This window comes from Pseudomonas fluorescens (assembly GCF_001307155.1).
Taxonomy (GTDB): Bacteria; Pseudomonadota; Gammaproteobacteria; order Pseudomonadales; family Pseudomonadaceae; genus Aquipseudomonas; species Aquipseudomonas helvetica.
Genome location: NZ_CP012830.1, coordinates 5867983 through 5894484, shown reverse-complemented (window position 1 = coordinate 5894484; position 26502 = coordinate 5867983). Strand labels below are relative to the sequence as shown.

The following is a 26502-nucleotide window of genomic DNA, read 5'->3' as shown; positions in this document are numbered from 1 at the left end:
CGCGATGGCGCCCGCAAGATCGCCATCGCCGGCAAGCCGTGCTCCTACAGGTTTTGTGTCTCCCAGACCTGGCCATTCACCAGATTCGCCGGGCGCTCACCGGCCAGTGCCGCCAGCAGGTTGTCAACCGCACAGCGGGCCATGGCTTCGCGGGTTTCGTGGGTTGCAGAACCGATGTGCGGAGTCGCCACCACGTTGTTCAACTGCAACAACGGCGAGTCGTAGGCCAGCGGTTCACGCTCGAACACATCCAGCCCCGCCGCACGAATCTGCCCTTGGCGCAACGCTTCGATCAACGCCGTTTCATCGACCACTTTGCCTCGGGAGATATTGATAAAAATACTCTCCGGGCGCATCAGTGCAAACTGCTCGGCACCGATCAATCCTTCGGTTTCAGCGGTCAGCGGTAATGTCAGGCAGATGAAATCGGCCTGCTGCAGCAGCGCTGGAAGGCTGCGGTACTGCGCGTTGAAGCGTTGCTCCACCGCGGGTTTCACGCTATGGCTGTGATAGAGAATCGGCATCCCGAAACCGAAATGCCCACGCTGGGCCAACGCCTCGCCGATGCGGCCCATGCCGATAATGCCCAAGGTCTTGCCATGTACATCGGTGCCGAAATGCGCCGGGCCGATGTTGCGGTTCCATTGTCCGGCGCGCACCAGATTGGCCAACTCGACCACACGCCGGGCCGTCGCCAGAATCAGCGCAAAACCGGTGTCGGCGGTGGTTTCGGTCAACACGTCCGGGGTATTGCTGAGCAGGATCTGTCGGCGGTTCAGGTAGTCGATGTCGTAGTTGTCGACGCCGACCGAGACGCTGGCAATGGCCTCCAAGCGTGGCGCCAGGTCGAGCAGTTCGGCGTCCAGCTTCAGGCTGGCACCCAGCAGACCGTGGGCCGAGGGCAGCGCTTCGCGCAAGCGTTTCAGGCCCTCGGCGTCAAGGCTGTCGATCAGCGTCACCTCGGCCTGTTCGTGCAAGCGAGCCATGAGTGGCGCAGAGAGTTTTTTGTACAGCACGACCTGCTTTTTCATCCGATCAGTCTCTTGTTCAATTCAGGAATGTGCCGCTACGGGCCGGGCCGTTGCACGCGAGGGTTGGGCCCGGTCGCTGGCGCCGGGCTTGAGGAAAATCGTCAGCACTACCGAGAGCATCAAGGCCGCGCTCATCAGCAGGTAAGAGGCGCCGGGCGAGCCGGTGGAACTGTTCAAATAGCCGACCAGATACGACCCGCCGAACGAGCCAAGGGCGCCCATGCTGTTGATCAGCGCCATGGCACCGCCGGCGACGTTGACTGGCAGGATCTCCGGGACGATGGCAAAGAATGGTCCGTAAGGGGCGTACATACAGGCGCCGGCAATCACCAGCAGCGCGTAGGACCACCAGAAGTGTTCAGCGCCAAGGGCATAGGAGGCGTAAAACGCGATGGAGGCAATTAACAACGGCGGCCAGACAAACCGTTTGCGCCGCTGAATCCGGTCCGAACCCCAGGACACCCCGAGCATCGCAATCACCGCCGCCAGATACGGCAGCGCCGACAGCCAGCCGGCTTCGATCATGTTCATCTGCGCACCGTGTTTGAGGATCGACGGCAGCCACAGCACAAACCCGTAGACGCCGATGCTCCAGCAGAAAAACTGCAAGGCCAGGATGATCACTTTGGGGGAACGGAACGCTTCGGCGTAGTTTTTCACCGCTTTGATCCCGACCTGTTCAGCGGCCAGGGCGCTTTGCAAGTCTTGCTTCTGCTGGTTGCTCAGCCACTTGGCGTCGGCAGGACGATCGTCGGCCAGGCGCCACCAGATAAATGCCCAGAGCACCGCCGGTAACCCTTCGACGATAAACATCCAGCGCCAGCTGAAATGCTCCACCAGATACCCCGACACCACCGACATCCAGAGCATGGTCACCGGGTTGCCGAGAATCAGAAACGTATTGGCTCGCGAGCGTTCGGCGCGAGTGAACCAGTGGCACAGGTAAACCAGCATCGCCGGCATCACGGCGGCTTCGACCACCCCCAGCAGGAAACGGATGGCGACCAGCATGTAGGCGTTGGAGACGATGCCGGTCAACGTGGCAAGGCCACCCCAGAGGATCAGGCTGACGAAGATCAGTTTCTTCACGCTGTGCTTTTGCGCGTAGATCGCCCCCGGCACCTGGAAGAAAAAGTACCCGAGAAAGAACAGCGCACCGAGCAGCGAGGACAGCCCCGGTGTGATCATCAGGTCGGCGGCCATCCCGGAGGCGGCGGCAAAACCGTAGTTGGCGCGGTCCAGATACGCCAGGCTGTAGGTGATAAACACCATCGGCATGATGTACCACCAGCGGCGGGTGGCGAGGTTCAGCGTTTGCATGGTAGTGCTCCTGAGCTTGTTGTTTTTGTCGCAACAGGTAACGGTTCAAAACATCAGTAACGATTGATCTCGTTCCCATGCTCTGCGTGGGAACGATGGGTGAGTCCATGGGGCAATTCACTGCGCTTGGGCAAACCTTCCATATCCCCACGGCTCTGCACCGCGCGGCTGCCAATCCAGTTGGCGCGCTGTACGGCGTCCGGGACACTGAGGTTCTCCAGCAGGGCGCTGATCATCCCGACCGCAAAACCATCGCCGGCACCCACCGTGTCCACCACGGTGGTCACGGGCACACCGGGTACAAAACCCTGATCGTGTTGGGTGCGGTAATAGGCGCCGTCAGGGCCGAGTTTGATCACCACCGCCTCGGCGCCCTGATCCAGATAAAACGCCGCAATGTCGGCCGGGTCCTCGAAGCCGCTGAGCAAGCGTCCCTCGCTCAAGCCCGGCAGCACCCAATGGGCCAAGGCGGCGAGGCGATTGATTTCGCCGATCATCTGCTGTTCGCTGCCCCACAGCGTCGGGCGCAGGTTGGGGTCGAACGAGACGCTGCGCCCGGCCTGACGCATGCGCGTCATCAATTCGAAAGACATCTGCCGCGCCGACTCGGACAGCGCCGGCACAATGCCGGTAGCGTGCAGATGTCGGGCTTCAAGCTGTTCAGGCACGATCGACTGCACGGACAGAAGACTGGCCGCCGAACCCCGGCGGAAGTATTCGACGTGAGGGTCGCTGCCATCGTCGGCACGCGACTTTAGCTGGAAACCGGTTGGGTGTGCGTGATCGGTCTCGACGAAACGACAATCCAGACCTTCCTGTTCCAGGGTGTCGACCACAAACCGGCCCAGCGAATCCGCACCGACCCGGCTCAGCCAGGACACCTTGAACCCCAATCGCGACAGGCCAATCGCGACATTACTGTCGGCACCGGCGATGCGCTTGTGGAACTGCGTAACGTCGGCCAGATCACCGCTCTGTTCGGCGACAAACATCGCCATGGTTTCGCCAAACGACAGAATATCGATCTCAGACATGAGCACTCTCCAGCCGTACTTGACCCAGGCGGGCGAGGGTGGCGACATGCTCGGCGGTCAACTGCACCAGGTCGGCACCTTGCAACGGATATTCCACCGCCCGCATCACCCCTTGGGGCATGTGCTGCAGGTGCTGTGCCCATTCGTGCAAATCATCAAGCGAGGGCGGTATGGCGACCAGCTTGCCGTCGGCACGGCGACGGACCGCTTTGCAATGCACATAGCCGACGTGCCGGCCCAGCAGGTGTGCGGCGCTGGCGGCGGATTGGTCCTGCCATTGCCAGTTGCCGATATCGAAGGTCATCTGCACTGGCAGCGCATGCGCTTCAACTGCGCTGAAAAACCGTTGGAACGGCTCGATGCGTCCACCCTGCAAGGTCTGGTCATTCTCCACCAGCAACTGCACCGGGCTTTGGGACAAGTAGCGGGCCAGCGCCGACAGAGAGTGAGTGTCGGTGAATTCACCCAGCGAGACTTTCAGCCACTTGGCGCCAAACGCCCGGGCTCGCCTTAAGGTGTCGGGCAATTCTGGATGGGGCTGCTCTTGCCCGGCGAGCCACAGTTCCAGCGGTGAGGAAAACACGCAACCCAAGCCGCTGTGTTCGATGGCCGCAGCCACTTGCGCCGGCACTTCATCGGTGAGCAGTTCTTCACGCAGTTCAATGCGATCAGCGCCGGCAGCGGCCAGCAACTCGACAAAGCTCAACTGCCCACGCTGGCGAACCAGTTCGGCGCCGTAGCTGGAAAGGCTGATGGAAACGGGTGGTTTATTCATTGTTTTGCACCTCTGAAACCGGTTTCATTTTTGTTCAAATTTTTTTGCTGCCATTCACAACCTGTGGCGAGGGAGCTTGCTCCCGCTCGGCTGCGGAGCAGCCGTAAACCAGCACATGGGTTATGCCTGATACAACGCAGTCAGCCGTTTAGGGCCGCTTCGCAATCCAGCGGGAGCAAGCTCCCTCGCCACAAAGTTTCAGCGCGGCCGTGTCGACCCACGCTCAATCAGCCGCGCCGCAAAATCCAGGGTCCGCGCCGGCCCGGCATCGCCGCGCAAGCGCTTGAGCAAACACTCGAACGCGCTCGCGCCAATCTCTGCGGTTGGTTGGGCGAGGGCAGTAATACCGCTGCCCACCAGCGGGTACCAGTCGAGGTCATCGAGGGCGATCAAGCCGATGTCTTCAAACAGCCTGCAACCCAACTCGCGCAAGGCGCGGGTGCCGGCCAACGCGGCAATACCGTTGGCGCAAAACAGCGCTTTCGGACCGGGGCCGGGGGTGGCCAGGAAGGATTTCAGCTGTGCGTTCAGTTCGCTGCCGGTCTCAACCACCGCACCGCTCAGCAGCGTGCGTCGCTCGATCTGCGCCTTGAAGCTGTTCACCCGCTCAATCCGTGAGCTGGTGCCGTCGAAGGGTTCGCTGAGCAACACAATGTCGCGATAGCCGCGTGCTTCAAGATGATCCAGCGCCATCTCGACCGCTGCCGGGTTGTTCAGCCCGACCAGGTCGCTGTCCAGCAGATCGACCTTGCGATCCACCAGCACCATTGGCAGTTCACGGTGCAGCTCGCGCAGCTCATCAAGGTGATGGCCGAGGGTGTTCACGATCAAGCCTTCGATGTTGTACGAGCGCAGTGCCGCCAGATGCTGGCGTTCCTGCTCATCGTCGCGGTCGGTGTTGCACACCACCAGGCTGTAGCCGTGCTGACGGCAGGCGGTTTCCACGCCATGCATCACGGCAATCGAATAGGGGTTACGGATATCGGCCACCAGCATGCCGATCAGACGGGTACGCCCGCGTTTCAAACCGCGAGCCATCTGGTTCGGACGATAGCCCAGTTCGTTGATCGCGTGCTCGATGCGCTTGGCAGTGGCCTCGGACAGCAAGGCGCGGTCTTCGCCAATAAAACGCGACACGCTGGCCTTGGAGACCCTGGCGTGCTCGGCAACATCGAGCATGGTGACGCGACCGCGCTGGGCGGCGGAAAAAGTAGTCACGGTGTGAAGCCTTGTTGTTTGAGTTGTGGTGGCTGCTGCTGAAACCGGTTTCAGAAAACACCAAGCGCGGGTGAACGTCAAGTTCATCGGCGAAGGAAGTTGTAGGAAAAGTCGGATTTAACCGACAGGCGGTCTTCAGACCTGTCAGATCTGACAGTAGCCGGTGTTGGGGATAGGGCGTTTAATTTCTTGCAGGCATAACAGGTCACCGCCTGTTATTGAAGAACGATCCCCAACATCGCCTGTTCGGGCGCGCATCAATTCAACTGTGATGGAGAACGTGAAATGACTGCTAATGAAAAGCTGACATCGAAACTGACCAACCAACAAATTGCCGAGAAGGCTCGTGACAAGAGCCGCTTTTTCAGTTTGCCAAATGCGGATGAAAAGCATCCGGCCCCTAGGATTGAAGGGATGTTGGATGACGGATTACTGCCTGCCAAACTTCTGGATAACGACCTGAAGATTTCGGTGGTGAAGCTGAATGAATACCATGAGGGTGATAAGGCCAGAGTGTATTTATATAAAAGCGGATCTGAAGCTCCGGTTTATGTTGGGGGGCTTATTGATTTGCCTAAGGCTGAAACGGACTATCCTGTAGACTTGCCTCTGCCGAAAGAGTACCTGCTTGACGATGAAGAGCTTGAATCGGTAACTCGTTATTACGTGACGTTGGAAATCGTTGATGGCAGGAGCGGCAATGAACTGTTTACAGATGATCTCCATATCAACATTGATCTCCACGGGCCTTACCGAAGCAAGCTTGACGGTACCTTCATTCGACCTCCTAAAGTTATCATTATTGATGCGCCCGATCTCATTGACACACCGTGGCTTGAAAAAGAATTGCCTCTCAAAGTAAAGATTGACACCGAGTATCAATTTTATTCTGGAAGTGATGTGTTTTCGGCAGCGATCTCCAATGCCGAGCCAGGGGCAGACGCCCCTCTTGCGGATCTGGTATTTACCGGCGTGTTAGCTGTTGATGGACGGGTGGATATCCCGCTTGATAAATTTGCAGATAAAGTTTCGAAGGATGGCACCATTTATGTGAATATCTTAATTACGGATAGGGCTGGCAACGAAAGTAAGGTTTCATTTCCTGTCTCTATTCCGGTGAAGTTGCAAGTGAAACCGGTATTGCATGAGCTCGATATGCCCATCGTCGGAAAAAATGGGGTGCTTGATCTAAAAACGCTTCAATTCAAAATTTATGTTTACGTAAAACATCCTGACCACGCTCTTGCTACAGACAAAATTCGGCTGCTTCTGAATGGCACTATTCCAGTGGCGGAGAAAACCGTAGGCGCCGAGCCGAACCCGATGCGGTTTCTGCTCTCCTATCTGGAACTGAAACAACTGGCGGGCCATCGTGATCAACCGATTCCCACGAAACTTTCTTACCAGTTAATACGAGGGATTGAGTCTCCGACTCCATCGGCTGATTACCCGTTCACTTTTGATGGGTCGATCGCCGGCCTGCCGCACCCCGATTACCCGAGCTTGACCAATCCGAAGATGATCAATGTCGGGCTTAAAGGGGAATCCGATACATTGAATCATATCATCGGCACGGATCGTGGAAAGACGGTCACCATCAGTACACCGATGAGCGATCCGCTCTTTTCGATAATGACCGATGAAATTGCTATACTCCGGTACGATGGGATAGATATTTATTCGAAGGGATTGATCGGTGACGAGACAGAGCTTACATACGATATACCTGCAGCCGATATTGATAGCGCTGGTACGGGTATCAAGGACGCCTGTTGGGCTATTCGGGTCAATGGTAGTGCCAATATTCTGATGTCGGAAATCACTAAGGTTACCGTTGATGCCGCGATAGTCGAATTTTCAGAGCCGTCGGCAGAAACCTTTCCGGTCATGGACAATGGCGTCCAAAAATATGTCATTAACTGTAATAGTGTCAAAAACAGTGCGCCACCGGGCACGCCGGCGAAAGACCTATATCAGCGGCTGGCAGTGACTATCCCTATCAACAAGCTCTGGATGCCGAAAGACACGGTTGTTACGGTGCACTCCGTAGGCACAATAGATCGGGAGGGCCATGAGGTCATCGTTGGTACCGAGTTCTCAGAGCAGTACACGATTCAGGGCAATGAGATCGATGACAAGTTTGTAGTGTATGTCCGAACCTATTTGGATAAGCTGAAACCGATTCAGCCGAGCTTCGCGTCTGGACAAGATAATGGTGCTTTCAAATGCTGGTACACAACACCAGTTGAGGGTACACCCACGTCGTCACTTGTGTTCTTGCGTGAAGCAAGGTTTTTGGCTTCTCGCGTATATTGTGAAGATAGATAAGCACATCAATCAAAGCTGACCGAAAAAAAGAGAGAGGCCAGCACCTCTCTCTGTTTTTTATACTCTGACTCATCAGAGGGAAAAGTCTGATTGAACTGATGAAAAGTCCTACATACGCGAATCGTTTACGCACGTAGTCTCCCGCGGATTCCGGGACGAGAACTCCCTTGTCTAATTACCGGATCTTTCCTTCAAGGAAGGATAATTACCTGGATACCTCACTATGTCGTTAACGCAACTATTTAATCTGAGCCCGGTTGTCATCGGGCTCAATATGTCATCACTGGTCCTTATGTCGATGATCGCGCCCGATGCCAGCGCCCAGCGCCTGGACGGCACCAGCCTTACAATCAGTGCGCCGGGGGTGACCCGGGATTGGCAGCTTTACAGCGGCGCCAAGTTGACGGTCGACGGTATGTCGACTTTTGCTATAGACGCAATCAGGTCGACGCTCAATGTCAATGCAGGCACGACACAACAAATTTCAGCCCGCCAAGGCTCGACGGTCAATCTGGTCAATACGACAGTCAACGCTGCTGACGGCAATACGGCAATCGTACTGGTCGACAGCGTCGCGATCATTACTGACAGTACGATCAACAGTAACCAATTGGGTATGCGCATCGCCCGCAATGCGGGCGGCGACATCGGCTCTACAGCAACGGTGAGCGGCAGCACGATCACTGGCGTGACGGGCGGGGCGTGGGTCACCGGCCTTAGTGCTCTGAATCTTTCGAACTCTACGCTGCAAGGCACTGGCACCACGAGTTACGGACTTCGGTTGACCAATGGCAGCGTTACTGCCAGCAATGGCAGCCATATCATCGGCGGCCAGAATGGCTTGATCCTCGGGCTGGATCCCAATGTTGTTTCTCAACCTAATACAGTGGTTCTGAACAAATCGAGTGTGGTCGGTGGATCGGGTTCGGCGATCCTTGTCGATTACGCCAGTAAGGACAGCACCCCGACACAGATCGATATTCTCAACGGTTCCACTCTCAACGGCGGTAACGGCATCATTCTGGACGTGACGGGAAAGGCGTTGGTCAACATGAACGTCGGCAACAGCGCACTGAACGGCAATGCTCAAGTGGCCGGCAACAGCATCGCGAACCTGACTTTCAAGCAAGGCTCGCTGACCGGTGACGTGATCGCCGAGTCGGGTAGTACAGCGAATGTTCAGTTGCAGCAAGGTTCTCTATTGACCGGGCGCCTGGAGAACGTGGCCACGGTCGGCATCGATCGTCAATCCGAATGGACCATGACCGGCAACAGCCAGGTCGGTGACCTGCACACAGAGGGCACTGTCAGGTTTGGTGCCGATCATGGCAATGACTACAAGCAACTGGATGTAACCAACCTGTCGGGCGACGGCCTGTTCCTCATGCGCACCCATTTCACCACGGGTGAGACTGATTTGTTGAACGTCACCGGCACCGCTACCGGCGATCATCGACTGCTGATCACCAGCAGCGGTGTCGATCCGGCCAGTGGCGAGCCGATCACTGTGGTGCACACACAAGGTGGCGATGCTCAGTTCAAGTTGGCCAATGCCGATGGTACGGTCGATCTGGGGACGTATTCCTATGGGCTGACTCAGGATACAACCGGTAAAAACTGGTTCCTCGACCCGAGCAAGCTCACCGTCAGCCCCTCCACTCAGGTCGTCAGTGCCTTGTTTGGTGCACCGCTCACCGTGTTATACGGCGAAGACGCCTCGCTACGCACGCGCATGGGTGAAGTGCGCTTCAACCCCGGCAAGTCGGGGGCCTGGAGCCGCGCTTTTGGCAGCAAGTACAACGTCAATGGGGACTACGGCAATAGCTTTCAGCAAACGCAGAAGGGTTTTGCGTTGGGTGTCGATACACCGTTGGGCGACAGTCGGTGGATGCTGGGGGTGATGGCTGGTTATAGCCAATCGGACCTCGCTCTGAACCATGGCAGTTCGGCCACCGTCGACAGCTACTTCCTGGGCAGCTACCTGACCTGGTTGGGTGAGCAGGGGTATTACATCGATAGCACTCTCAAGCTCAATCGCTTGGAGAGCAAGGCTGATGTTGCGATGAGTGATGGGGAAAAGTCCAAGGGGGATTACGGTAATACCGCCGTGAGTGCGTCTGTGGAGGCGGGTCGGAAAATCGAACTCCGCAACGGATATTTCATCGAGCCCTCCACTCGGTGGTCGACCGCCTACATTCAGGGCAAGAATTATGGTCTGGATAACGGCATGGAAGTCGAGGGCGACGGGACCTATTCATTGCTGGGCAAGGTTGGGGTAACGGCGGGTCGTGACTTGCAGATGAAGAACGGCAGCGCACTGCAGCCTTATGTCCGTGCAACGCTGGCGCATGAGTTTTCCGCAAGCAATGAGTTCAAGGTCAACGACACTCGGTTTAAACATAAACTCTCCGGGTCGCGCCTGGAAGTGGCGACGGGGGTTGCCGTGAAGCTGACCGACCGCTGGAGTGCACACGCCGAGTTCGAGTATATGAACGGCAAGAACATCGAAATGCCGATTGGCGGGACGCTGGGCGTGCAGTTCAAGTTTTAAGGGGCGATTGATTGCGGATCGCCCAATCCGTGGTCAACTGAACAACCCCGCGGCAATGTTGATCGAAAACCCCAGGATGGCCGTGTTAAACAGAAAGCCGATCAGTGACTGGGCCAGCACGATCTTGCGCAAACTGCGTGTGGCCACCCCGACATCGGCGGTTTGCACGGCCACGCCGATGGTGAACGAGAAATACAGGAAGTCCCAATAGTTGGGGTTTTTCAAGCCTTCGGCAAAGCGCAGCGCCGGCTCCTTGCCGTCCCAGGTGTAGAACAGCCGAGCGTAGTGCACGCTGAAGATCACCCCGACCAACAACCATGAACCGATCACCGTCATCCCGGTGAAGCCGTAATGCAATAGCCGTCGGCTGGTCTCCAGATCCTTGCTGCCGACCAACTCCAGGGTGATGGTGGCGAGGCTGGCAATCGCCGCGATACAGACGATGAGCAGTACCATGCCGGCGTTTTCATCTTCGACTTCGGCGATACGTTTTACATCATCGGCCCGCGCGCGGATGGTGAGCCAGAGCATCAGTACCAGATAGGTCCAGACGCCGGCATTCCAGCCAATAAGGATTTTGCTGATGATCGAACTGGCCGGAGCCAGGAGGCTGACCGTCACCCCCAGCAGGGCGGCGGCGGTCAGGCGAGGGTGGGTGCGCAGGAGGTGTGGCATGGTCACTCGATAGGACGGGTTTTAACCACCATAGCGCAGCGCGGTCCATTGTGGCGAGGGAGCTTGCTCCCGCTCGGCCGCGCAGCGGTTGTAAACCAGTCTATGAGTTTTATCTGGCGGATAGCGGCTGCTGATATTGGGACCGCTTCGCGGTCCAGCGGGAGCAAGCTCCCTCGCCACAAGGTTGTGTCTGGTTCAGGGTTTTGCTTGGCGTTTCCTGACCAGTTTCATCACCACTACAAAAAACACCGGCACAAACACCACCGCCATGGTCGCGGTGATCATCCCGCCGATCACGCCAGTGCCGATCGCCTGCTGACTCGCCGAGCTTGCGCCGGTGGCAATCGCCAGCGGTACCACGCCAAGGATGAATGCCAGCGAGGTCATGATGATCGGTCGCAGGCGCAAGCGTGCGGCTTGCACGGTGGCGTCGATCAGGTCATGGCCTTCGTCGTACAGGCTCTTGGCGAACTCGATGATCAGGATCGCGTTTTTCGCTGACAGCCCGATGATGGTGATCAGCCCGACCTTGAAGAACACGTCGTTGGGCATTCCGCGCAAGGTCACCGCCAGCACCGCGCCGAGCACACCCAGCGGCACCACCAGCAGCACCGAAGTCGGAATCGACCAGCTCTCGTACAGCGCTGCCAGACACAGGAACACGATCAGCAATGACAAGCCAAGCAGCATCGGTGCCTGGCTGCCGGACAGGCGCTCTTGCAACGACAACCCGGTCCATTCCTGACCCAGACCTGCCGGGCCTTGGGCGACCAGACGCTCGATTTCCGCCATCGCTTCGCCGGTGCTGTGACCGGGCGCCGGCTCACCGGAAATGCTGATCGCCGGGTAACCGTTGTAGCGCGTCAGCTGCGCCGGGCCCTGGGTCCATGTGGCCTGGACGAACGCCGACAGTGGGACCATTTTATCGGCATTGTTGCGCACGTGGATCTTCAGCAAGTCGTCAACCTGACTGCGTTGATCGCCTTCAGCCTGAACCACCACCCGCTGCATCCGCCCCTGGTTGGGGAAATCGTTGATGTAGGCCGAACCGACAGCGGTGGACAGCACGTTACCGATATCGGCGAAGGAAATGCCCAAGGCATTGGCCTGTTTGCGGTCGACCTCAAGTTGCACTTGCGGTGCTTCCGCCAGGGCACTTTCGCGCACGTTCATCAGGATCGGGCTTTTCTCGGCAGCCGCCAGCAAGGCACTGCGCGCTTGCATCAGCGCCGCATGACCCAGGCCACCGCGGTCTTGCAGGCGGAACTCGAAACCGCTCGACGTACCGAGGCCGTCAACCGGAGGTGGCAGTATCGAGAAGGCCACGGCGTCCTTGATCTGACTCAAGGCACCGTTGGCGCGATTGGCAATCGAGGCCGCCGAGTCGTCGCTGCCGCGTTCAGACCAATCCTTGAGCGTGGTAAACGCCAGGGCTGCGTTCTGACCGCTGCCGGAGAAGCTGAAGCCGAGAATCACTGTGCTGTCGCCGACACCGGGTTCAGTGGCGTTGTGCGCTTCGATCTGCTCGACCACCTGCACCGTACGGTTCTTGCTGGCACCCGGTGGCAGTTGAATGTCGGTGATGGTGTAGCCCTGGTCTTCGACCGGCAGGAAGGACGAGGGCAGGCGACTGAAGCAAAACACCAAACCAATCAACAACACGCCATAGACCAGCAGATAACGACCACTGCGTTTCAGGGCGTAGACGACCCAGCGCTGATAGCCCTCGGTCATCTGCTCGAAGCGCTGGTTGAACCAGCCGAAGAAACCGCCCTTGGCATGATGTTCACCTTTGGCGATCGGTTTCAGCAGCGTGGCGCAGAGTGCCGGGGTGAGTGTCAGGGCGAGGAACGCCGAGAACAGAATCGATGTGGCCATCGACAGCGAGAACTGCTGGTAGATCACCCCGACCGAGCCCGGCATGAACGCCATCGGGATAAACACCGCCACCAGCACCAGCGTAATACCGATGATCGCCCCAGTGATCTGGCTCATGGCTTTGCGCGTTGCTTCTTTGGGCGACAGACCTTCGTTGACCATGATCCGCTCGACGTTCTCGACCACGACGATAGCGTCGTCGACCAGAATGCCGATCGCCAGGACCATGCCGAACATGGTCAGTACGTTGATCGAGAAACCCAGCGCCATCATGGTCGCAAAAGTGCCCATCAATGCCACGGGCACCACCAACGTCGGGATCAGCGTATAGCGGATGTTCTGCAGGAACAGGAACATCACCGCGAACACCAGCAGCATCGCCTCGCCGAGGGTGTAGACCACTTTGGTGATCGAGACTTTGACGAACGGCGAAGTGTCGTACGGAATCTTGTATTCCACACCGGCCGGGAAGTAGCGCGCCAGCTCGTCCATCTTCTCGCGCACCAGCGTTGCGGTGCTCAAGGCGTTGGCGCCGGGCGACAGCTGCACGCTGACCGCTGTCGACGGCTTGCCGTTGAGGCGGGTGGAGAACTGGTATTCCTGGCTGCCGATTTCGACCCGCGCCACGTCACCCACGCGCACCGTGGAACCGTCGGGATTGGCCCGCAGCACAATGTCGGCGAACTCTTCGGGGGTCGACAGTTGACCTTTCACCAGCACCGTCGCAGTGATTTCCTGGGTGGTACGGGTCGGCAAATCGCCGATGCTGCCGGCCGAGACCTGGGCGTTCTGCGCGACGATCGCCGCGTTGACGTCGGCCGGGGTCAGGTTGAAACCGATCAGTTTCTGCGGGTCGATCCAGATCCGCATGGCCCGTTCGGCGCCATACAGCTGAGCCTTGCCGACGCCGTCCAGACGCTTGATCTCGTTCATCACGTTGCGCGCCAGATAGTCGCTGAGCGCCACGTCATTGAGCTTGCCGTCGCTGGAGGTGAGGGTGATCAACAGCAGGAAGCCGGCCGAGACTTTCTCGACCTGCAAACCTTGTTGGGTCACCGCTTGCGGCAGGCGCGACTCGATCACCTTGAGGCGGTTTTGCACATCGACCTGAGCCATTTCCGGATCGGTACCGGGCTGGAAGGTGGCGGTGATGGTCGCGGTGCCAAGGCTGCTCTGGGATTCGAAATACAGCAGGTGATCGGCGCCGTTGAGCTCGCCCTCGATCAGGCTGACCACGCTTTCGTCGATGGTTTGCGCCGAGGCGCCCGGGTACACCGCATAGATCTCGACCTTCGGCGGTGCAACGTTGGGGTACTGCGCGACAGGCAGCTGCGGGATAGCCAGCGCACCGGCCAACAGGATAAACAGTGCGACCACCCAGGCGAACACCGGGCGGTCGATAAAGAATTGCGGCATAAAGTCTGCGTCCTGCCTACTGCCCGGTGACCTGGGCAAGGGGAAGAGGGGTGTCGTCGATTTCTACTTTTTCGCCGGGACGGGCGTGCTGCAGGCCTTCGATGACAATGCGGTCGCCGGGCTTGAGGCCGCCGGTGACGATCCAGCGATCCTTCTGCACTTGGCCGAGCTGCACCGGTTGCTGGCTGACACGGGCGTCGGCGTCGAGCAAAAGCACCTGAGCAATGCCGGCGCTATCACGCAGGATCGCCCGTTGCGGCACGCTGATACCGTGCTGATTCACCGCTTGCTCCAGGCGCACCCGGATGAAGCTGCCCGGCAGCAAGTCGAGGTCCGGGTTGGGGAACTCGCTGCGCAGAATGATCTGGCCAGTACCCGGGTCGACACTGATGTCGGCGAACAGCAGCTTGCCGGGCAATGGGTAGAGACTGCCGTCGTCCTGAATCAGCGTGGCTTTGGCCTGATCCTGGCCGACCTGCTGCATCTGCCCGGCACGAAACGCCCGGCGCAACTCGTTGAGTTCGCGGGTCGACTGGGTCAGGTCGGCGTGGATCGGGTCCAGCTGCTGGATCAGTGCCAATGGCGTGCTTTCGTTCTGCCCGACCAGCGCGCCTTCGGTGACCAAGGCACGGCCAACCCGCCCGGAAATCGGTGCGGTGACAGTGGCGTAACCGAGGTTCAGTTTCGCCCGTTGCACAGCCGCCTGATTGGCCGCGACATCGGCGGCGGTCTGCCGGACGGCGGCGCGGGCGTTGTCGTAATCCTGGCCGCTGATGGCATTGCCTTCGATCAACTGCGCGTAACGCTGCTCTTGCAAGCGCGCCTGAAAGGCATTGGCCTCGGCTTTGCGCAGCGCCGCCTGGGCGCTGTCCAGATCAGCCTTGAACGGTGCCGGATCGATGCGAAACAGCACGTCGCCCTGTTTGACGTCGCTGCCTTCGCGGAAGGTCCGTTGCAGGACCACGCCGGCCACCCGGGCCCGGACTTCGGCGATTCGCGGCGCGGCGATCCGCCCACTCAGTTCGCTGCTGATCGACAGTGGCCGGGCTTCGATGGTTTCGATCCGGACCGTGGCCAGCGGCGCTGTTTCTTCGGCAGTGGAGGACTTGTCGCACGCACTCAGCGTCATTGCCAAGGCAATCAGGCCGAGCTTCGCAAACAGGTTCTTTGACATGTAAATACCCCAATAATGACCCCGGCATCCTACGGGGAGGGGACGAGCGTAGCGGTGAAGCTTTGTAGGTGCTGTGTGAAATTGTGTAATGGTTTTACTCATGCCTGTGCGAGGGCGTATATCCTTGGCGCCTGCTTCGCAGTCGATCGCGGACACGCCTTGCTCCTACAGGTATCGAGCCGGACGCAATATTTGCGAACGCCCGCTGTCCGTAGGAGCAAGGCTTGCCCGCGATAGCGGTCCACTGCTCACCATTGCATTCCCTGGAAACACCCATGCCCAACATCCTCTTGGTCGAAGACGATTCCGCACTCTCTGAATTGATTGCCAGCTACCTTGAACGCAATGGCTATCAGGTCAGTGTGATCAGCCGTGGCGACCATGTGCGCGAACGGGCGCGGGTCGATCCGCCGGATCTGGTGATCCTCGACCTGATGCTGCCAGGCCTCGATGGTTTGCAGGTCTGTCGCTTGCTGCGCGCCGATTCGGCGGCTCTGCCGATTCTGATGCTGACCGCCCGCGACGACAGTCATGACCAGGTGCTGGGCCTGGAGATGGGCGCTGACGATTACGTCACCAAGCCGTGCGAGCCACGGGTATTGCTGGCGCGGGTGCGGACCTTGCTGCGGCGCAGCAGCCTGAACGAGCCGCAGACCGCCAGCGACCGAATCCTCATGGGCAACCTCTGTATCGATCTGTCGGAGCGCACCGTGACCTGGCGCGAGCAACTGGTCGAACTGTCCAGCGGCGAATACAACCTGTTGGTCGTGCTGGCTCGCCACGCCGGTGAAGTACTCAGCCGCGACCAGATCCTGCAACGCCTGCGCGGCATTGAATTCAACGGCACCGACCGCTCGGTGGACGTGGCGATTTCCAAGCTGCGGCGCAAATTCGACGATCATGCCGGCGAAGCGCGCAAGATCAAAACCGTGTGGGGCAAGGGTTATCTGTTCAGTCGCTCCGAGTGGGAATGCTGAACATGCTGCGCATTCTGATCCGCCTCTACCTGATCACCGTCGTCACCTTTAGCGCGGCGATTTATTTCATCCCGGATCTGGTGATCAAGGTGTTTCACGAGCGATTCGTGAACTACAACCTTGATCACTCCCGAGGCTTGCAGAAGCTGATCACCCAACAGTTTCACGGAGTGCCGACCGAGCAATGGACCCATCTGGCCGCGCAGCTGGACCAGGACTTCAGCCCGTTGCACGTGGCACTGGTGCGCAACGACGACGCGGATTTCACCCCCTACGAACGTGAGCGTCTGGAGCGCGGTGAAAACGTTATCCGCATGGGCGACTGGGGCTGGCGCACGCTGGCGGTCTCGCCGCTGGATCAGCAACTGTCGGTGAAACTGGTGGTGCCGCCGGATCCGCTGGACGTCAATTTGTTGTACTGGAGCATCAACGTACTGATCGGCGGCGCGCTGCTGGCGTGTCTGTTGATCTGGCTGCGGCCGCACTGGCGCGATCTGGAACGTCTGAAAAATACCGCCGAGCGCTTTGGCAAGGGCCACTTGAGCGAGCGCACACAGATCCCGCCGAGTTCGAACATTGGCAGCCTGGCCAACGTTTTCGACACCATGGCCGGCGATATTGAAAACCTCCTGAACCAGCAACGTGATTTGCTCAACGCGGTGTCCCACGAATTGCGCACGCCGTTGACCCGACTGGACTTTGGCCTGGCACTGGCCTTGTCCGACGACTTGCCGGCCGCCAGCCGCGAGCGTTTGCAGGGCCTGGTTGCACATATTCGTGAACTGGATGAGCTGGTGCTGGAATTGCTTTCCTACAGCCGCCTGCAGAATCCGGCACGGGTGCCGGAGCAGGTGGACGTGTCGCTGGATGAGTTTATCGACAGTATTCTGGGCAGCGTCGATGAAGAGCTGGAGTCGCCGGACATCGTCATCGACGTCTTGTTGCACGGCCAGCTCGAACGCTTCAGCCTTGACCCGCGCCTGACCGCCCGAGCGATCCAGAACCTGCTGCGCAACGCCATGCGCTACTGCGAAAAACGCATTCAGATCGGCGTGCAGGTCTGCGCAAAAGGCTGTGAAATCTGCGTCGACGATGACGGCATCGGCATTCCGGAAGACGAACGCGAGCGGATCTTCGAACCTTTCTACCGCCTGGACCGCAGCCGCGACCGCGCCACGGGCGGGTTTGGCCTGGGGCTGGCGATCAGCCGCCGAGCCCTGGAAGCCCAGGCCGGCACACTGACGGCCGAAACCTCGCCGCTGGGCGGGGCGCGGTTCCGGTTGTGGCTGCCGACCCCGGTTTGATCTCAGGCTTTTTACTGACACTCAACGGTAACTCGAGCTTGCACTGACCTTGTGGCGAGGGAGCTTGCTCCCGTTGGGCCGCGAAGCGACCCCAAAACCTGCCAATGCATATATTCAGACACACTGCATTCGGCAGCTTTACGACTGCTTCGCCCGAACGCGGACCGGCCGACGGGGGCAAGCCCCCTCACCACAAGGTCGGGGTTCAAACGGATACTTCAGCCGCCGTGATCAACCCCACCCCAGCCTGGTCCATCCGTTCCATGGCCGAGGCCAGCGAGCCGTTCAGGTCGATCGCCCGGCACGCATCCAGCACCACCGTGGCATTGAACCCGGCTGCGCGGGCGTCCAGCGCCGAGAACATCACGCAGAAATCCAGCGCAAGTCCGACCATGAACACCGTATCGATCCCGCGCTCCCTCAGATACCCGGCCAAGCCGGTGGGGGTGGTGCGGTCTGCTTCCAGAAACGCCGAATAGCTGTCGATGTCCGGGTTACAGCCTTTGCGGATGATCAACTGGGCGTGGGGCAGGTTCAGTTCGGCATGCAGTTCGGCGCCAGTGGTGGCTTGCACACAATGTTCAGGCCACAGGGTCTGGGCGCCGTAAGGCAGTTCAATAACATCATAGGGTTGGCGTCCGGGATGGCTGGACGCGAACGAGGCGTGCCCGGCCGGATGCCAGTCCTGGGCAATGATCACCTGGGTGAACTGACCGGCGAGGCGATTGATCAAGGGAATGATCCGGTCGCCCTCGGGTACCGCCAGTCGGCCGCCGGGAGTGAAGTCGTTTTGTACATCGATGACTAATAAGGCGCAGTGTGATTGAGCGGATGTGGACGTCATGACCGGTTACCTCCCTGGAAGTGGAAACGCAAGCATAGCGTCAGGTTCAGACTCTTCAAACGCTGAACCGACTCCTGAACAGCGTCCCCACTCCCCCGCAGCAGGCTACGCCAGCTGCGGGGGGAGTGGGCGCTATTAGTCGGCGGGCAGTAAATGCTGGCGACAGTCGAGTGTCAGGCGGGCGCCGCCGAGTTCGCTGCTGCCGACGTCCAGGGCGAATCCGTGCAGGTTCACGATGGCCGCGACAATCGATAAGCCGAGGCCGAAGCCACCGTTCTTGGCGTTGTCGTCGACGCGATAGAACCGTTGAAACACCGCTGTGCGTTTGTCCGCCGGGATGCCGGGGCCGGAGTCGAGTACTTCAATACGTGTGGTGCCGGCATTGTCGATTGCCCGCACGATGACCTGACCGCCCGCCGGGGTGAACTTGATCGAGTTGCTCAGCAAGTTCGACAGGGCTTCAAACAACAACGCCCGGTCGCCGGTCAGCGCCGGCAAGGTCTGCGGTGTTTGCAGGCTCAATGTCAGCTGACCTTCTTCGGCCAGCGGCAGGTAAAAATCGTACAGTTCCTGCAGCAACGGCAATGGATCGAACAGCACAAAGCCTGAACGCCGTTGTTGATCCTCCAGCTCGGAGATCCGCAGCAATCCGCGAAAGCGCGCCATCAGGGTGTCGGTCTCGGCGATCACCTGATCCAGCTGCAACGCCTCGGCAGAACCTTCGACGGCCTGCTGTTGAATGCGGTAAAGCTGCGCGCGTAGCCGGGTGAGCGGGGTGCGCAGGTCGTGGGCGATGTTGTCACAAACCCCCTTGACCTCGTTCACCAGGCGCTCGATGCGTTCGAGCATGGCGTTGACGATGGCCGCAAGCATGTCCAGCTCATCGCGGCGGCTGGACAGCGGCAAACGGTGGTTGAGGTTGCCGGCGACGATGGCTTCGGCGCTCGCCTGCAAGGCGCGAATCCGTTGTAACGGTCGACGGCGCAACAAATGCCAACCGGCGATGCCGGGAATGATGGTCAGCGAGACTCCCCAGAACAGCGCATGCAGGATGATCCGTGTGACCGCAAACAACGAACCGTTGTCACGCACCAGGACCAGCCAGCGGCCATCCAGTGTGTGGGTCGCCACCGCGTCGCAACTGTCGGATGGCAGGCTGGCGTCATCCGGATCGGCGCAGTCGCCCAGTGAATGGATCTTGCCGTCCAGCGGCAGGCCAGCGGGGATCCTGCGAATCAGCCCGTGCAGCGGCCGATGCTGTTCGTCGAACAGCCCATAGGCGTCGATACCGCGCTGGTCGAAGGTGATGCTGGCAATCAGCGCCTCATCCAGCTGATCACCGTGGAAGCGTGAAAACAGGTGCTGGCGCTGCATCAGCGAATGTTTGGCAAGGTTCTCCAGGTAGCTGGAAACCTCGTAATACATCACCCCCATGAGCAGGCCGCTCCAGACCACGAACAGCGAACTGTAGAGCGCCAGCAAGCGGCTGCTGGAGGAGCGCCAGCCTTTAGACGGGTTCAGCAATGACATAACCCGAGCCTCGCACAGTCCGTATCAGCGGCAGTTGGCCCGGCAGGTCGATTTTTTTGCGCAGACGTCCGATGTGCACATCGATCAGATTGGTGCCGGGGTCGAAGTGATAGCCCCAGACCTCTTCGAAAATCATCATCCGCGTGAGGATCTGCCCGGTATTGCGCAACAGAAACTCCAGCAGTTTGTATTCGGTCGGCAGCAGGCTCAGCAACTGTCCGCTGCGGCTGGCTTCGCGGCTGATCAGGTTGAGCTCCAGGTCAGCCACGCGCAGCGTCGTTGTGTAGTCCTTGACGGTGTTCTGGCGTCGCAGCAGGACTTCGACGCGGGCGGCCATTTCGTCGGTGGCAAAGGGTTTGGTCAGGTAATCGTCACCGCCGGCGCGCAAGCCGCGAACACGCTCGTCGACGTCGGAGAGGGCGCTGATCATCAGAATCGGCGTCGACACGCCCATGGTTCGCAAGGTGGTGACAATCGCCAGGCCATCGAGCTCCGGCAGCATGCGGTCAAGGGTGATCAGGTCGTAGTCACCGCTGACCGCCCGCGCCAGGCCTTCTCGACCATTGGCGACCCAGTCCACCTGCAGACCATGGCTGCTCAGTTCGGCAACGATCTCCCGTGCAGTGACGGCGTCGTCTTCAATGGTCAGGATTCGGGTCATGGGGCCTGCCTGAGAATAAGTGAAATACACGGGTGGCAGTGTGCCAAGAAATGCCGGCAAGGGTTCTAAAAAAACTTTCATGCAGGGTAGATCGCCTTCAGGCAGACACGACTTTTCATCGCGTGTGACAGGAGGAGGCGCGGCACGGTTCACTGGCCTGGATCAATATTTTGCTTTGGCATATCACGTAACGTAAAGGAATCAGGGCCTTGTAGCACCGTCAGTTACATTGTCCTGGCGCAGCGATGTTGCCTCATTGCACGACAGCAACAGGATGCTGACACCCCTTAATGACTTTTCACGGATGAAACATGCCATGCAACGCCTAGACCGTACCTTTGATATCCAGCCGCTTATGCGGGCAGATATGACCATCGAACTCAATGGCCAACGGGTCAGCGCCGCGATAGGCGAAACAGTGCTGACGGTCATTCAAGCCCTCGGCGTGCGTCAGGTCGCACGTAACGATCACGATCAGATCGGCGGGGCCTATTGCGGCATGGGCGTGTGCCAATGCTGCCTGGTGAAAATCAACGGCCGACACAAACGCCGCGCCTGCCAGACGCTGGTGCAGCCGGGAATGCGGGTCGAAACGGCGGTCAACCGCATTGCCGAGCAGGAGGCACTATGAGCCTGCATCCGGTCATCGTCGGCGGTGGTCCGGCGGGTATGGCGGCGGCCATTGAACTGGCCAGGCACGGCGTGCACTGCACCTTGCTCGAAGAAGCTTCGCGGCTGGGCGGCGTGGTGTATCGCGGGCCGTTGCGCGACGGCGTGCAACTGGACTATCTGGGACCGCGTTACGCCGAGTCCCTGGCCAAACTGCATGGCGACTTTCAGGACCGTTGTGCGCTGATCGATGTGTGTTTGAACACGCGGGTTGTCGGTGCAGAAGGGACTCGGGCGCTGGTCATGCTGGACGCTGACGAACGCGTGCAGGAAATCACCTACCCGCAATTGTTGCTCGCCGCCGGATGCCATGAGCGTAGCGTACCGTTCCCCGGCTGGACATTGCCGGGGGTGATACTGCTGGGCGGCCTGCAACTGCAAATCAAGAGTGGCGTGGTCAAGCCGCAAAGTCCGGTGGTGATCGCCGGTACTGGTCCGTTGTTGCCGTTGGTTGCCTGTCAATTGCATGCCAGCGGGGTGAAGGTCGCCGGAGTGTTCGAGGCCTGCGCGTTCGGCAAGATCGCCAAGGAAAGCCTGGCACTGCTGAACAAACCCCAATTGTTCCTCGACGGGCTGAGCATGCTCGCCTATCTGAAACTGCACCGAATCTCGATGCGCTACGGTTGGGGCGTGGTCGAGGCGCAAGGCGAGGGCGAGTTACGCAGCGTGACGGTCGCACCGTATTCCAGCAACTGGCAGCCAGACCTGAGTCGCGCCGAACAGGTGCCGGCGCACACCCTGGCGGTGGGCTATGGCTTTATTCCGCGTACTCAGCTGAGTCAGCAAATGGGCCTGGAACATGGCTTCAGCGATGACGGTTATCTGCGCGCCACAGCCAATATCTGGCAGCAAAGCAGCGAACCGCACGTTCACCTGGCCGGAGATATGGGCGGGATTCGCGGTGGTGAGGCAGCGATGCTCAGCGGCCGAATCGCTGCGCTGTCGATCCTTGTGCAGCGCGATGTGCTGAGCAGTGAGCAGGCACTGCACTTGCGCGAGCGCTATCTGGCGAAGCTCAAATCCATCGTGCGCTTTCGTGCAGCAGTGGATCGCTACACCGAACGCGGTGCCGGGCAAACGGCGTTGCCGGCTGCCGATACGCTGATCTGCCGCTGTGAAAACGCCACCCGGGCGGACATCGATCGCGCGCTGTCCCAAGGCGTTCAAGACATGGCCAGCCTGAAAATGCGTACGCGGGTGAGCATGGGCGATTGTCAGGGGCGGATGTGTGTCGGCTATTGCAGCGACCGCTTGCGTGAGGCCACCGGGCGCCAGGATGTGGGCTGGTTGCGCCCGCGTTTTCCCATCGAGCCGATTCCTTTTTCGGCTTTCCAGAACCTCGGCACGGATGCGTTGAATCATGAGTAAGTTCTACGATGTGGTGATTGCCGGTGGCGGTGTGATCGGGGCTTCTTGCGCCTATCAACTGTCGAAACGCAAGAATCTGAAAGTCGCGCTGATCGACGCCAAGCGTCCCGGCAACGCGACGCGCGCGTCGGCCGGCGGCCTGTGGGCGATCGGCGAGTCGGTGGGGCTGGGCTGCGGGGTGATCTTCTTTCGCATGATGTCGGCCAACCGCAAGCGCGAAACCCAGGGCACGGCGGTGGCGGTTGATTCCAGTACGCCACACATCCTGCCGGATTCGTTCTTTGACTTTGCCCTGCAATCGAATGCGATGTACCCGGACCTGCACCGCGAGTTGCAGGAAAACCACGGCATGGATTTCAAGTTCGAAAAAACCGGGCTGAAGTTCGTGATCTATGACGATGAGGACCGCTTGTACGCCGAGCACATCGTCGCCTGCATTCCGCACCTGGCCGATCAAGTGCGCTGGCTTGACCAGGCCGCATTGCGCGAGGCCGAGCCGAGCGTCAGCCATGAAGCGCGCGGGGCGCTGGAGTTTCTCTGCGACCATCAGGTCAGTCCGTTCCGCCTGGCGGACGCCTACACCGAAGGTGCCCGGCAGAATGGCGTCGATATGTACTTCAACACCAACGTCACAGAGGTGTTGCGCCAGGGGTCGCAGGTGGTCGGCGTGCAGACTGCCGAGGCCGGCGAGTTCCGTTGCGACACCTTGATCAACGCCGCCGGTGCCTGGGCTGCGGAGCTCAGCCTGAAAGCCACGGGCATCAGCATTCCGGTGAATCCGGTCAAGGGCCAGATTTTGCTGACCGAGCGCATGCCGAAGATCTTGCGCGGTTGCCTGACCACCAGTGATTGCTACCTGGCGCAGAAGGACAACGGCGAGATTCTGATTGGTAGCACCACCGAAGACAAAGGTTTCGACGTGACCACCACCTACCCGGAAATCTTTGGGTTGGTGCAAGGCGCGATCCGCTGCATTCCGGAGCTTGAACACATCAATCTCAAGCGTTGCTGGGCGGGGTTGCGGCCGGGCTCACCGGATGAGCTGCCGATTCTCGGGCCGATGAAAGGGGTTCAGGGCTATCTCAATGCCTGCGGGCATTTCCGCACCGGCATCCTGACCTCGGCGATCACCGGGGTGTTGCTCGACAAACTGGTGAACAACGAAGCGTTGCCGCTGGACATCACACCGTTCCTGGCGGACCGGTTTGAGGTGAAGAAAGCGGCCGTGGTCAAACAGGCAGAAATGGCCTGAGACGGCTCAGGCGTTCTGCGAGCAGCGGCAATAGCTGTTCGCAGGACGCCTCGATTTTCATGTCCAGCAACGCATCGGCGCGAGTCTTGCCCAGGTTGATGGCGATCAACGGTTTACCGCGATCGGCGATCACCCGGCACAGGCGAAACGCCGAAAACGCCATCAGCGATGACCCCACCACCAGCAAACCCGCTGCCTGTTCGGCAGCGGCCATGGCCTTGGCGGCGGTGGCGTGTGCGACGTTTTCACCGAAAAACACCACGTCCGGTTTCATTCGCTCACCTTCGCAGTTTGGGCAGCGGGGGACTTGAAAGTGCGACTCGAAGGCCGGGTCGAGCAGGGTGTCACCATCGGGTGCCTGAACCGCATCGACACCCGCCAGATAGGGGTTTTGCGCTTCCATGAGGCGCTGGATCGAGTCCCGGTCACTGCGTTGGCCGCAATCCAGGCACAACACCCGGTGCAAGCTGCCATGCAACTCGATCACGTCCGGGCTGCCAGCCTGATCGTGCAAGGTGTCGACATTTTGGGTGATCAGCCCGGCAATCTGCCGCTGCGCTTGCAACGTGGCCAAGGCTTTGTGGGCGGTATTGGGCCGCGCTTGCCGAACCCGTGGCCAACCGAGCATCGCCCGTGCCCAGTAACGCTGGCGTGACTCGGGGGCTTTCAGGAACTCCTGATACATCATCGGCTGCCGGCCGCGCCGCACGCCATCGGTGTCGCGGTAATCGGGAATGCCCGACGCCGTGCTGATACCGGCGCCTGTGAGCACCAGCAACGGCTGCTCGGCCATCAGGTTCTGAAGATAGTCGAGCTGTTCGCGGATGGGGCTTTCGAACATGGTCAGCGCTCCAGTTGCCGGGTTTCACAACACGATGCAGGATAGTTGTTATTCGGTCTACTGCGAGGGGTTGGCAGTTGAGCGAAAAACTGTGCTCTGACGTGCGTTTGTGACGTCTAGCGTCTGTGTCCCCGCGGTCGCACGGGGCGTGAATTCGGAAGCCGGCATGCAAGCGTTGTTGAACGAGATTCTTGACACGGTTCGCCCCCTGATCGGACAGGGCAAGGTGGCTAATTACATTCCTGCGCTGGGCAGTGTGCCGGCCGATCAGTTGGGCATTGCGGTGTATGGCAATGACGGCGAGCTGTATTGCGCCGGCGATGCCCACACGCTGTTTTCGGTGCAGAGTATTTCCAAGGTGTTCAGCCTGGTGCAGGCCATCGAGCATTCCGGTGAAGCGATCTGGGAGCGACTCGGTCACGAGCCGTCCGGCCAGCCGTTCAATTCGCTGGTGCAGCTGGAGTTCGAACGCGGTCGACCGCGCAATCCGTTCATCAATGCCGGGGCGTTGGTGATCTGCGATATCAACCAGTCACGCTTTGCCGCGCCAGCGCTGTCGATGCGCGATTTTGTGCGGCGGTTGTCCGGCAACCCGCAAGTGATGGTCGACAGCAAAGTCGCCGAGTCGGAATACCAGCACCGTGCGCGCAACGCGGCCATGGCCTACCTGATGCAATCGTTCGGTAACTTTCATAACGATGTAGAAGCAGTGCTGCGCAGCTACTTCAGCCATTGTGCGCTGCGCATGAGCTGTGTCGATCTGGCCCGGGCCTTCTGTTTCCTGGCCAATGACGGGTTTTGCAAACACAGCGGCGAACAGATCCTCACGGCGCGCCAGACCAAACAGGTCAACTCGATCATGGCCACCAGTGGTCTGTATGACGAAGCCGGCAACTTTGCCTATCGCGTTGGTCTACCGGGCAAGAGTGGTGTAGGCGGTGGCATCGTGGCCGTGGTGCCGGGGCGCTTTACCGTGTGCGTCTGGTCACCGGAACTGAACCCGGCAGGCAACTCACTGGCTGGCATGGCAGCGCTGGAATTGCTGAGCCAGCGCATTGGCTGGTCGGTGTTCTAGTGCTCGAGCTTGGCCCAATGTCGGTCAGTTAAGTGAACACAAAGTTCGAAACAGCAAGGATCGAATGTGGGAGCGAGCCTGCTCGCGATAGCGGTGTGACAGCAACCATTGATGCTGAATGTAAAACCGTCATCGCGAGCAGGCTCGCTCCCACAAGATCCCCACGGCGTTGGGCGCTATTCCGGTGGATCGAGGTGGTCGAGTGCGCGATTTACGGCGAGTTCGGCCAGCGAAATCATCTGCTGAATCGCCAGCGCGGTGTTGCGTTTAGGGCCTTCGAGGTCGAACGCCAGATCGCTGGCCATGACATTGGCCGAGGCGAGGGTTTCGCAGGCGTGGGCCAGCAGGGTTTCAGAGTTAATGTCGGGGGCGATGACGAAAATGCAGCCGGGGCGTCGGTCGGTTAACAATGCCTTGGTCTCGGGCAGCACCAGGTAATGATCGAGCGCACGGTGTGCGGCGGCGTGGAGTTCTTTTGAATCGAGGGAGGCGTAGGGGGAAACCGGATCGGTTTCGGGAGGGTTCGGCGTAGGTTTGAACATTGGGGGTCATCCATAAGTAGGGCTGCAACCATTGCGCTA

The 26502-nt window shown here is 59.6% G+C and carries 21 protein-coding genes; 8 read left to right on the top strand and 13 right to left on the bottom strand.

Annotation, left to right across the window (positions count from 1 at the left end; all coding sequences use genetic code 11):
* Positions 1-44 precede the first annotated feature (44 nt).
* From AO353_RS26885 to AO353_RS26865, 5 genes are all read right to left on the bottom strand, one after another.
* Complete coding sequence (locus AO353_RS26885) at positions 45-1031, bottom strand: NAD(P)-dependent oxidoreductase (RefSeq protein ID WP_054597706.1); 987 nt, start codon at positions 1029-1031, stop codon at positions 45-47.
* A 21-nt stretch (positions 1032-1052) separates the two neighbouring features.
* Entirely contained in the window at positions 1053-2351 is a 1299-nt protein-coding gene (locus AO353_RS26880) for an MFS transporter (protein WP_054597705.1), read from the bottom strand.
* A 53-nt stretch (positions 2352-2404) separates the two neighbouring features.
* The gene (locus AO353_RS26875) at positions 2405-3385 is read right to left on the bottom strand and encodes a sugar kinase (RefSeq protein ID WP_054597704.1); all 981 of its coding nucleotides are present in this window, start codon (positions 3383-3385) and stop codon (positions 2405-2407) included.
* A complete protein-coding gene (locus AO353_RS26870; protein ID WP_054597703.1) occupies positions 3378-4160 on the bottom strand; it encodes a sugar phosphate isomerase/epimerase family protein in 783 nt (260 codons plus the stop codon). Before AO353_RS26870 ends, AO353_RS26875 begins: the two co-directional genes overlap by 8 nt.
* A 198-nt stretch (positions 4161-4358) precedes the next feature.
* Positions 4359-5378 (bottom strand): LacI family DNA-binding transcriptional regulator, encoded by a 1020-nt coding sequence (locus tag AO353_RS26865; RefSeq protein ID WP_102667276.1) that lies wholly within the window; start codon positions 5376-5378, stop codon positions 4359-4361.
* 285 nt (positions 5379-5663) lie between these two features.
* On the opposite strand from AO353_RS26865, the gene AO353_RS26860 reads away from it, so the two are divergent.
* Both AO353_RS26860 and AO353_RS26855 read left to right on the top strand, forming a co-directional pair.
* Positions 5664-7706, top strand: a complete 2043-nt coding sequence (locus tag AO353_RS26860; protein WP_054597702.1) for a hypothetical protein — start codon at positions 5664-5666, stop codon at positions 7704-7706.
* Positions 7707-8004: 298 nt separating this feature from the next.
* On the top strand, positions 8005-10257 hold the full coding sequence (locus tag AO353_RS26855; RefSeq protein WP_158246526.1) for an autotransporter outer membrane beta-barrel domain-containing protein: 2253 nt from the start codon (positions 8005-8007) through the stop codon (positions 10255-10257).
* A gap of 33 nt (positions 10258-10290) precedes the next feature.
* Here the strand turns inward: AO353_RS26855 and AO353_RS26850 are convergent, their stop codons facing one another.
* From AO353_RS26850 to AO353_RS26840, 3 genes are all read right to left on the bottom strand, one after another.
* The gene (locus AO353_RS26850) at positions 10291-10932 is read right to left on the bottom strand and encodes a DUF1345 domain-containing protein (protein WP_054597701.1); all 642 of its coding nucleotides are present in this window, start codon (positions 10930-10932) and stop codon (positions 10291-10293) included.
* Positions 10933-11127: 195 nt separating this feature from the next.
* Positions 11128-14226: an efflux RND transporter permease subunit gene (locus tag AO353_RS26845; RefSeq protein ID WP_054597700.1), complete on the bottom strand. Its 3099-nt coding sequence runs from the start codon at positions 14224-14226 to the stop codon at positions 11128-11130.
* A 16-nt stretch (positions 14227-14242) separates the two neighbouring features.
* Positions 14243-15400 carry an efflux RND transporter periplasmic adaptor subunit gene (locus tag AO353_RS26840; RefSeq protein ID WP_054597699.1) on the bottom strand — a complete coding sequence of 386 codons (1158 nt, stop codon included), beginning with the start codon at positions 15398-15400 and terminating at the stop codon, positions 14243-14245.
* Between the two features lie 275 nt (positions 15401-15675).
* On the opposite strand from AO353_RS26840, the gene AO353_RS26835 reads away from it, so the two are divergent.
* Positions 15676-16377, top strand: coding sequence for a response regulator transcription factor (locus AO353_RS26835; RefSeq protein ID WP_054597698.1), 702 nt, complete (start codon positions 15676-15678; stop codon positions 16375-16377).
* 2 nt (positions 16378-16379) lie between these two features.
* A complete protein-coding gene (locus AO353_RS26830; protein WP_054597697.1) occupies positions 16380-17681 on the top strand; it encodes an ATP-binding protein in 1302 nt (433 codons plus the stop codon).
* Positions 17682-17886: 205 nt separating this feature from the next.
* On the opposite strand, the gene pncA is transcribed toward AO353_RS26830, so the two are convergent.
* The 3 genes from pncA to AO353_RS26815 all read right to left on the bottom strand — a co-directional run bounded on the left by pncA (position 17887) and on the right by AO353_RS26815 (position 20716).
* Complete coding sequence (gene pncA / locus AO353_RS26825) at positions 17887-18525, bottom strand: bifunctional nicotinamidase/pyrazinamidase (protein WP_054597696.1); 639 nt, start codon at positions 18523-18525, stop codon at positions 17887-17889.
* 135 nt (positions 18526-18660) lie between these two features.
* Positions 18661-20055, bottom strand: coding sequence for a sensor histidine kinase (locus AO353_RS26820; protein ID WP_054597695.1), 1395 nt, complete (start codon positions 20053-20055; stop codon positions 18661-18663).
* A complete protein-coding gene (locus tag AO353_RS26815) occupies positions 20033-20716 on the bottom strand; it encodes a response regulator transcription factor (protein WP_054597694.1) in 684 nt (227 codons plus the stop codon). The genes AO353_RS26820 and AO353_RS26815 overlap by 23 nt, the downstream gene beginning before the upstream one ends.
* Positions 20717-21032: 316 nt before the next feature.
* Between AO353_RS26815 and hcnA the strand changes: the two genes are divergently transcribed.
* The 3 genes from hcnA to hcnC are packed head-to-tail and all read left to right on the top strand — an operon-like array spanning position 21033 to position 24005.
* Complete coding sequence (gene hcnA, locus AO353_RS26810) at positions 21033-21347, top strand: cyanide-forming glycine dehydrogenase subunit HcnA (RefSeq protein ID WP_054598353.1); 315 nt, start codon at positions 21033-21035, stop codon at positions 21345-21347.
* Positions 21344-22753, top strand: coding sequence for a cyanide-forming glycine dehydrogenase subunit HcnB (gene hcnB, locus AO353_RS26805; protein ID WP_054597693.1), 1410 nt, complete (start codon positions 21344-21346; stop codon positions 22751-22753). The genes hcnA and hcnB overlap by 4 nt, the downstream gene beginning before the upstream one ends.
* Entirely contained in the window at positions 22746-24005 is a 1260-nt protein-coding gene (gene hcnC / locus AO353_RS26800) for a cyanide-forming glycine dehydrogenase subunit HcnC (RefSeq protein ID WP_054597692.1), read from the top strand. Before hcnB ends, hcnC begins: the two co-directional genes overlap by 8 nt.
* Here the strand turns inward: hcnC and AO353_RS26795 are convergent.
* A complete protein-coding gene (locus tag AO353_RS26795; RefSeq protein ID WP_054597691.1) occupies positions 23983-24846 on the bottom strand; it encodes an NAD-dependent protein deacetylase in 864 nt (287 codons plus the stop codon). The genes hcnC and AO353_RS26795 overlap by 23 nt on opposite strands.
* A gap of 166 nt (positions 24847-25012) precedes the next feature.
* Here AO353_RS26795 and glsB point away from each other — a divergent pair, with 166 nt between their 5' ends.
* Positions 25013-25921, top strand: coding sequence for a glutaminase B (glsB, locus tag AO353_RS26790; RefSeq protein WP_054597690.1), 909 nt, complete (start codon positions 25013-25015; stop codon positions 25919-25921).
* Positions 25922-26097: 176 nt separating this feature from the next.
* On the opposite strand, the gene AO353_RS26785 is transcribed toward glsB, so the two are convergent.
* Positions 26098-26463 carry a DUF6124 family protein gene (locus tag AO353_RS26785; protein WP_054597689.1) on the bottom strand — a complete coding sequence of 122 codons (366 nt, stop codon included), beginning with the start codon at positions 26461-26463 and terminating at the stop codon, positions 26098-26100.
* Positions 26464-26502 lie beyond the last annotated feature (39 nt).